Below are 5,679 nucleotides of genomic sequence, written 5' to 3'. Positions count from 1 at the left end.
CATAAGCCGGTATTTCAAATAAGTTGGTCAAAAACCATATTTCATCTTCTGTTCTATTTTTAATTTTTATTAGTCGTACTTGCTATTGCTCTGCTTCCGCTGTAAAGATTCACTATATTATCTTCCAAAATTTCCGATCCATCTGGTTGTTGTTTTTGCGTAATTTCATTCTCTCTTATAACGCAGTACCTTCTTTTTAAGTATGTTCTTGTGATAAATTTGTATTCCTTTTTGTCAAACTCAGTGAAAGTTGCAACTTTTGCAATCCTTCTATCAAACAATAAAATATCCTCTTTTTTAACTTTAGCTTCATTAATTGCTCTAACCAGCGCTATATCTTCGCTACTTTCTTCTTGCCCTTGACAAAATCTTATACTCGTCGGTAATTGGCCTTTTAATCCAACGCTTACTTTGACTTGACTGTCATTGCTTTTACCACCTATTTTTAACCCATCTTTTATAAGGTACCCTGATAAATTTATAATTGTTGAATCGAATCTATGTAAGTTATGTGACGTTTTTCTGGGCAATAATTTTTCCACTTTGTTTATTAAATCGATATATACACCTTTAAAATAATCAGAACTTTTAACCTTTTCGATAAGCCACTGTATGTAACTGTACTTTTATCATCATTTTTATCTATCACACACCTATTTATTACCATTTCTAGTGCTCTTAAGCTTGTTTTCTGACCCATTAATATTAGCTTCATTAAGCCTTTAAATATTATTTTACCAACTAACTTAGTATTACATTTATCTACCTCTGTTGATTTTCCTAGTCTTTCCAAATCCTCGTCTTTTAGTTAAGTTTAGTATTCTTTCTATTTGATCCATTATTGCCTCCATTTTTCTTTAATAATAGCTCTTTTATCTTCTTCTTATGACACTTTCAACACTTATGCCCTCAAGTGTAGCTTTACCAGTTTCTGCATCTATAATACAATTGCTTCCTGTTATAACATCACCATCATGAAATATCGCATCTCCTATGCCTTTGAGCTTAGAAAGAGCATATTCTTGCGTCTCGTTTAATTCTGCTGACTGTAGACCTCTTTCTTGGAGAAATTTGTTATATTCACCTTGGTTACTGACTCTCATTTTTTGTGACATATTTATCCTTAAGCGGTTAAATGGCTATTTTATAATGAATTTTGTCAGTAATCGCTATTTTTTTCCTGCTATGCAACAAAGCCCACTGGAATCCAGATTGTTTACCTATGGTTAAGCCATAGGATGACAAAAGAGCAAACTTTACCTGTGTGAGCCATAGACGCAAATTACAACAAACGCAGTAGCGTAATCTCCATCGTCACTTAGAGAAAGATGAATTATGTGGTCTTTGGAGATAAAATCCTTGCTAACGGTAAGATACGGCTTTCCTTTTACACCACTGTATATTTCTATATCTTTCATTATAATCCCCTGGCTGAATCCAGTGCCTAGAGCTTTAACAAAAGCTTCTTTTGCTGCAAAGCGTTTAGCAAAATATTTTGCCCTTACTTCTTGGCTATTATATTTCTTGCTTATCTCTATCTCCTGCTTAGTATAGACTTTATTGAGAAATTTTTCCCCGTATTTTTGTAATATTCTTAATACCTTTGGTATATGTACTATGTCAGTGCCTATTCCATATATCACTTTGCGCTAAAACGATTTATTGCTTCCTCAATCTGCATTTCTTCTACCTCTTCAGTTGTTCTATTTTTTACTTCAACTGTATTTTCACTTACTACTTTTTTTCCAACAATTATTTGCCATGGCAAGCCTATCAGATCCATTTTAGCAAATTTTACTCCTGCACTTTCTTCCATATCATCGTAAAGCACTTTATCGCTTTTCAAAGTTTTATATATCTTATCTGCAGCGTTTATACACTCTGCTACTTTCGTTTGTAAATTGATCAAACCAACTCTAAAAGGAGCTACTGCCTCTGGCCAGATAATTCCATTATTATCATGAAAAGCTTCTATTATCGCTCCAACAAGCCTTGAAACTCCAATACCATATGAACCCATATGCATATTGATATTTTTTCCACCCTGCACAGTAACTTTTGCATTCATTGGTTTTGAATACTTATCTCCAAAATAAAAAATGTGCCCTATTTCAATACCTTTACTAACATTTAACCGTTCTTGCGGTATAGGACAAATTTTAGGATCGTGCATATCGTCTGCAACTGCATATATACTCTTCAGACTTTCAATATCTTCGCTTTCTAGTAATTCAAAAAGTTTATTGTCATAATATAAGGTGCTCTCACCGGTGCTTGCCAATATATGAAATTCATGACTTAAATTTCCTCCAATTGGCCCAGTGTCCGCTTTCACTCCAATTGGAGTAAGGCCCATACGTTTGAAGATTTTTATGTAAGTTTTATACATCAAATTATATGAATTCAGTGCACCTTCGTAATCTACATCGAAGCTATACGCATCCTTCATCAGAAATTCCCTGCCTCTCATCACACCATAACGTGGCCTTACTTCATCACGGAATTTCCACTGAATTTGATATAAACAAAGTGGCAAATCTTTGTAACTTTTTACCGTATTTCTAATCAAATCAGTTGCTACCTCCTCATGCGTTGGACCGAAAAGCATATCGCTTTCATGCCTATCTTTAATGCGCAGCATTTCTTTGCCGTAATCATCATAACGTCCTGACTCTCGCCAAAGGCTTGCTGGCTGCACACAAGGCATCAACACTTCAATCGCACCAATTTCATCTCTGATAATGTTTTCAATATTTTTAAGTACCAAAAGACCGAGTGGCAGCCAAGAATAAATGCCAGACGCTGTCTGCTTGATTAAGCCCGCACGTAACATATATTGATGAGAAGCAATTTCAGCACCAGCCGGGATCTCTTTCAAAGTTGGTAGGTAATATTTAGATAGACGCATTTAATAAATCTGATTGTACTGAGTAATTTTAGTACAATCAGATCCGTAGGTAAACTTATTTTAAGAAGGGAAGCGCTAAAACATTTCCATTCTATTACCTATAATTTCCAAACAGTTTAGCACGTTCCTTGAAAGGAAGAGTAGATGGGTCTTCGAACTTGCTACTCGTTAAGCCTGCACCATTCTCTTTTTCTATAACAGGACTTTCAGGTCTTGTTTGTAAACTAGCAGGCTTAGGTGGTACCTGTGGCTTTCCTGCCTTTGGTGCAGAGAAATGTAACGGAGATGTGGGTTTAGATTGTACATTATTATCAGATCCATAACCACTTTCGGAAGTGTCTGCCCCTCCTTTTTTGTCTGGTTGGGAAGTTTGAGGTGTTGCACACTCATTTTCATCATTGCTCCAATTCTGTTCATACTCTTCACTACTACTGCTCGATACACTATTACTATGACTACATAACTGCAATTGAGGAATCATATCTGACATATTGGCACATATCTTGTCTTGCGTTGACTGTCGCACGTTATTCTCTTGCTTTCCACCAATTGCTTTCCTTCGATTCTCAAGTGTTTTCTTCAAATCATCTGTAGAACCTTCATTTTTTCCTCGTTGCTTAGGCGAAGTATTTCTAGTATCTTTATTCTCGTTTTCTAACTTCTTTAACCTCTTCTCCTCCCTCTTGTCACGCTCTTCCTTGCTCATAAGTTTTTTTCCTTTTTTATTTCTACAATTAGAGGACCATTGTCAGGTTTATCTACAGGATCACCAGCCTTCTTCGGTGCATCATTCTTAGGTTGCTCCGTACGCTTGGAAGCTGGAGGAGGCGGAGGAGGAGGCGGTGGCGGAGCAGGACTGTGTGGCAATGGAGGAAGCGGCGGCGGAGTAGATGATACACCATTTGGCAGAGAAGAAACAGGTAACGTATCAGGTGCTGTAGGGACCTTTGTTACTGGCTGCATTTCTGCAGCATTGTCGTTATTTTTTTGCTGCTGTTCCTCAGGAACTTTACACTTTTCATTTCCTCCTAATTCACTATCAGGCTTTTTCTCACTCAGATCTATTTTCCTCTCACTGTTTACCGCAGAAACAAACAAGTTGATAAGATATGCAGCTGAGCTCAATGCAACTAATGCAGAAGTGACAGAAATTACTGCAAAAAGCACTGGCACTGCAATAGCACTTAATATTACTGAAATCGCAAGATAAGTGTATATCCCAGCTGTAACACTAGATATACATAGCAATAAAGTAGCAATTGAATATTTTAAGGCAGTTGCCTTACTCAGGCTAACTGAATTGTTAATTAAAATGGGAGTATCGATTTTTTGTCCTGCTGCAAATGACTTTTGATTTTCACTTTTATATTTTATTTTCTGTGTCTTATCATTATCAATGCTATTTTGGCCATTTATAGATTTTGTCAGCTCACTCTGTTTAGCATTGCTTTCACATTCTTTCTCAAGGTCTTGTTCAAATGCTTGTTGTCTTCGTGCGAATTTAGGATCATTTTTCAACTCTGTAGGAATATTATGATTCTCAGATAGACGTCTTTTTTTTGATTGAGTGCTATTGTTAGTTCCTAAATTACCGGAAGGTTTATTGCTATTACCCTGTGGAGGTTTCCATTTGTTCAAACCCTCAGGAGGCGGTGGTGGCGGAATTGGTGACGGTATGTTATTATTAAGCATTTTTTTCCTTCATTATTAATACAATACTAATAATAATTGAATTATTAATCAATGTCAATAATTTATAACTAAGTTAATATTTATATTAAAATAGTAACAATAATTATATGATATTTATAAAGTAACTTTCTCAGCATATTAGCAATTGCAACACGCTTCAATAACGCCAAATTCGGTAGATAATATTGAGACCTTACCCAGAAAAAGTAGAGAGGAAGTAAAGAAGTTTTTTCAAAGAGGTGTGATATGACAAAAAGAAGAGAACATACAGCAGAATGCAAAAATGAAGACTGGAAAAAGAAACAGGTCAATCATCAGCAAAAATAGGAAGAGATTTGGGTATTAGCGGCTAAGCAGGTGGGTAAAAACATACAATATCTGGAACCAAGGAAAAGGAACTTGTGACAAAGAAAAGTTTGATTTAAAGAAAGAGCTGGCAAGAGTAACGAGAGAAAGAGACATTTTAAAAAAAGCCCTGGGATATTTTGCAAACCAAAAAGAGTTTTTATAAAAGAACATGAAAATTGCTATAAAACACGGGAATTATGAAGGTTTTTGAACGTATCTGCTTGTATAGATGGATTACTCAGAAAAAAAACAATAAGAGAAGAGCTCATACAAAGAAAAGCATCACAATGCAGGTACGGAGCTCCTAAACTGAATTAAAGGCTTTAGGTAAAATCAAAACAATGTTATGCAGAAAAATGGCATTCAAGCTAAGCTTAGATGAAGGTTTAAAACCACAAATAGAGTTATAACATATTGAATCAGAATTTCACCACTGATCAACCAAACAAGATATGGGTTTAGGTACATAAAAACCAATGAAGGATGGTTGGCAATAATAGATTTAGTTGATAGGCATAGATATGGCTATTGATAGGCGCAAATCTGCTTATAGCGATCAAGGATCACAATACACCTCTAAAAATTAGAGATTTTTACTGAGTACAAAAAATATTATTTCTAGACAAAGGTTATTGTTATGATAATGCTGTTTCAGAGAGCTTTTTTAGTTCACTCATACTCATTGATACTTCACAACACTCTGCACAACACCGCAATATTTGAATATATAG

Annotated in this window: 6 protein-coding genes and 2 pseudogenes; 1 reads left to right on the top strand and 7 read right to left on the bottom strand. The window is 35.4% G+C overall.

Going from position 1 to position 5,679, the window contains the following annotated elements; all coding sequences use genetic code 11:
* Window positions 1-59 precede the first annotated feature (59 nt).
* The 7 genes and pseudogenes from Wcon_RS07810 to Wcon_RS07780 form a co-directional block, all read right to left on the bottom strand.
* Entirely contained in the window at window positions 60-542 is a 483-nt protein-coding gene (locus Wcon_RS07810) for a hypothetical protein (protein WP_114516948.1), read from the bottom strand.
* A gap of 8 nt (window positions 543-550) precedes the next feature.
* Complete coding sequence (locus Wcon_RS07805; RefSeq protein WP_114516947.1) at window positions 551-793, bottom strand: hypothetical protein; 243 nt, start codon at window positions 791-793, stop codon at window positions 551-553.
* Between the two features lie 115 nt (window positions 794-908).
* Window positions 909-1,115, bottom strand: a pseudogene (locus Wcon_RS07800) (DUF4815 domain-containing protein); the annotation flags it as partial.
* Window positions 1,116-1,256: 141 nt separating this feature from the next.
* The gene (locus Wcon_RS07795; RefSeq protein ID WP_114517785.1) at window positions 1,257-1,643 is read right to left on the bottom strand and encodes a holo-[acyl-carrier-protein] synthase; all 387 of its coding nucleotides are present in this window, start codon (window positions 1,641-1,643) and stop codon (window positions 1,257-1,259) included.
* The gene (gene proS / locus Wcon_RS07790; RefSeq protein WP_114517784.1) at window positions 1,640-2,908 is read right to left on the bottom strand and encodes a proline--tRNA ligase; all 1,269 of its coding nucleotides are present in this window, start codon (window positions 2,906-2,908) and stop codon (window positions 1,640-1,642) included. The genes Wcon_RS07795 and proS overlap by 4 nt, the downstream gene beginning before the upstream one ends.
* A 94-nt stretch (window positions 2,909-3,002) precedes the next feature.
* Entirely contained in the window at window positions 3,003-3,614 is a 612-nt protein-coding gene (locus Wcon_RS07785; RefSeq protein ID WP_114517783.1) for a hypothetical protein, read from the bottom strand.
* Window positions 3,611-4,600 (bottom strand): hypothetical protein, encoded by a 990-nt coding sequence (locus tag Wcon_RS07780; RefSeq protein ID WP_114517782.1) that lies wholly within the window; start codon window positions 4,598-4,600, stop codon window positions 3,611-3,613. Before Wcon_RS07780 ends, Wcon_RS07785 begins: the two co-directional genes overlap by 4 nt.
* A gap of 246 nt (window positions 4,601-4,846) precedes the next feature.
* Here Wcon_RS07780 and Wcon_RS13445 point away from each other — a divergent pair.
* Window positions 4,847-5,656: pseudogene (locus Wcon_RS13445) on the top strand (transposase family protein); the annotation flags it as partial.
* Window positions 5,657-5,679: the final 23 nt, after the last annotated feature.

Source organism: Wolbachia endosymbiont of Cylisticus convexus, assembly GCF_003344345.1.
Note: the sequence above shows the minus strand (reverse complement) of the source record. Positions and strands in the feature narration are given on the sequence as shown.

What these genes read in the sequence shown, in the direction of transcription:
- Wcon_RS07785 (WP_114517783.1), bottom strand. Translation starts at nt 3,614, where the DNA reads ATGAGCAAGGAAGAGCGTGACAAGAGGGAGGAGAAGAGGTTAAAGAAG.
- proS (WP_114517784.1), bottom strand. Translation starts at nt 2,908, where the DNA reads ATGCGTCTATCTAAATATTACCTACCAACTTTGAAAGAGATCCCGGCT.
- Wcon_RS07780 (WP_114517782.1), bottom strand. Translation starts at nt 4,600, where the DNA reads ATGCTTAATAATAACATACCGTCACCAATTCCGCCACCACCGCCTCCT.